The organism is Moorena sp. SIO3I8, assembly GCF_010692325.1.
Lineage (GTDB): Bacteria > Cyanobacteriota > Cyanobacteriia > Cyanobacteriales > Coleofasciculaceae > Moorena.
Genome location: NZ_JAAHHW010000271.1, coordinates 1 through 2,518, shown reverse-complemented (window position 1 = coordinate 2,518; position 2,518 = coordinate 1). Strand labels below are relative to the sequence as shown.

Sequence of the window (2,518 nt, the reverse complement as noted above, 5' to 3'; positions counted from 1 at the left end):
AGCAAAGTTTATCCTAAAAAAATGGGAGTCGAATTCTGGATTTGAAAAGTCTTTAGCGTGATTAGATTTTTGTGATTTTATCAGTTCCAAAAAAGACTCTGGAATATCAGTTTTGAATGCACTGAGTTGTAATTTTGAAAAATCACTGGTGTTTTTGGCAAGTTCTAATTGAGCACGATTGGATTCTAGAATATAGCGCTCGAGAATCAAATCAAGCGTTGTACTTACTTGTGAGGCAAAAGTAAGTGCTGGGTTCCGAATTTGGAGCAGTTGTATATCAATCAGAGCCAAAAAGTTTTGCCACTGTTGTTTGCTGAAATGATGGCTGTTGTTTTTGCTGAGGACTTGCAGGGGAATTTGACGGAGATCTCGTCCGGTTGCAGTAGCTTGAGATTCATGGTGCTGGATGAGGTGCAATAAATGCTCGTAGCCCCCTGCAATTCGTTGTTCTCCCCAGGAAAATGATTCATTTAAACTGATATCAAATAGGTAGCCTGGTTGATTGGGGATCTTTGAATGCTGAGTACTCAGCATTCTAGCGATCGCTGTCGTTAGGCTCCTGGCAACTCCTCCTGTCCCAACCATCCGTAAGTGGCCTCGGGTTTTTCGGTGATGTAAATCAGAGAAGGTCATCTTGTAGGAATTACTCAAAACAAGTTATCTCAAATTGTTATCTCGATACTGGCTGGTAACGATGTTTAACCCGAAATACTAAAACCAAACTTTAGTTGATTGTGTGCAAGTTTGTGATGATCAGGTTTGCCGTCAAGCCATAAACGATGAAACTTACGCTTTGCACCTTGATTTTCCTTGAATGGTTTGCGGGTGTGTAAGATTCGGGTATTATCCATGATCAGAATTTCTCCCGGCTGAAGTTTGTACTGTAACTCGTCTGCCCCATTCTCAAGGTAACCTTGAATAAGATTGTAAGCTTGAGCTACCTTTGGTTTGGCTTGCACTGTAACCTGATGATCGCTGGGTCGATAAGTCAACATCACGCGATTATCTGCGCGTACAAAAACAGGACCTCGGTAAACTTCACCATCAACGGTTGTCGTTACTACAGCATCAGGTTCAAAGAGTGCTGGAAGTCCAATGGGATCCTGTTCTTTTAGAAAATTGTAGAGAGTTTCGGCTTGGACAACTTGAGATTCTCCCCCGGTGTCGGCGGCAACAATGCACTGCAGGGCAACAACTTTGGGAGGAACTGGCATAAAACTCCCATCAGTATGAAAGTCAAACGGTTGCCCCGTTAGAGCCGTGTACTTTGCCCCAGGCGTGGGTGTTACAGTTACGATACCGTCATCATCAGAAATACGGTGAGGCATAATCTGACCAAAATGTGAGCCTATATCAAGCAGGTTTTGCCGAAAGTTAGAGACACCATCGCAAGCAATGATAATGCAACCAAACTGATTGAACACCTCCAGAAGCCCATTAAGCATTGCCTTAGACATTTGACTAATTTGCTCAACTCGAAATCTGATTAAATTGGGATCTTCGAGACATTGGCTATCTGCCACACCGTTATCCATTTGGGGAAACATCGGTAAGAGATCTTGTTCTATCAGACTCAAAACTTCCGATGTCGAATAACTACGCTGTTCTTGAATGGACAACTCTTTGAGAGAGGTTCGGAGTTGCTCGTAGTATTGTTGGGGCAGTGACTGATTTAAATGACGCTCAAAGAGATATTTGAAATTACTCGCCCCACTGCACTTGCCAAACCAGATTTCTGGTTCCTGATCAGGAAAGATTGTGTAGCTATGGCGATCGCACAGCAATGAATGGAGATGGATACCCGTTTCCTGCCTATGAGTTCCAGGAGAGTAGGGAGGATTGGCTCGGACTCCGAGACGAGCTAAAGCCTCTGTGACAGCTTCCAAAGCACTATAATTAATTCCTTCAACTTCCCAGCCCCAACGCATTCTTAATCCATCTAAAACCTGCTCTAAAGGGGCATTCCCTGCACGTTCTCCAATTCCCGAAAATGTACCAGAAACGGCGATCGCGCCTGCATGGATAGCCTGGAGAGTATTTTCAAGTGCTAAACCCATGTCATTGTGAAAGTGTACCCCTAAGGCAGCACCATTGGTCACTTCCAAAAGATTACTAAGCCAAAAATGGGTCTTTTCTGGGGTTAGACATCCCACTGTATCAGCGAGTACAAATAATTCTACATAAGGTTCAAATTTCGAAATACACTGAGTTAAAAAATCAAAATCTGCACGGCTTGCATCCTCTGCACCAAAATAAACTTCTAAGCCGCGATCGCGTGCATACTCCAAGTGCTTTAATGTCTTTTCTAGCATAGAGCAGCGAACTTGCTCAATCATGCTTATCGGAATATCATCATCAATCGTTTTACCTTGATATTCCAGCTGGCTCTGCACTTGCTTGTCTCGCAGAAATAGTAGCCGATCCGATACAGCATGAAATAATAAAATTTTCTGAACGCCAGTCTCCAAAGATTGATCAATAAACTTAGTTCCCATCATCGTCATAGCAGTAATCTTAA

General features: G+C 43.1%; 2 protein-coding genes. Both read right to left on the bottom strand.

The genetic code is table 11. From position 1 onward, the window contains the following. Positions 1–651: hypothetical protein (locus F6K51_RS36065; RefSeq protein ID WP_293030674.1), on the bottom strand; the 651-nt coding region annotated here is incomplete at its 3' end. Positions 652–698: 47 nt separating this feature from the next. Beyond that, positions 699–2,518, bottom strand: a 1,820-nt coding sequence (locus tag F6K51_RS36060; protein WP_293030671.1) for a TauD/TfdA family dioxygenase, incomplete at its 5' end; no start/stop codon positions are given.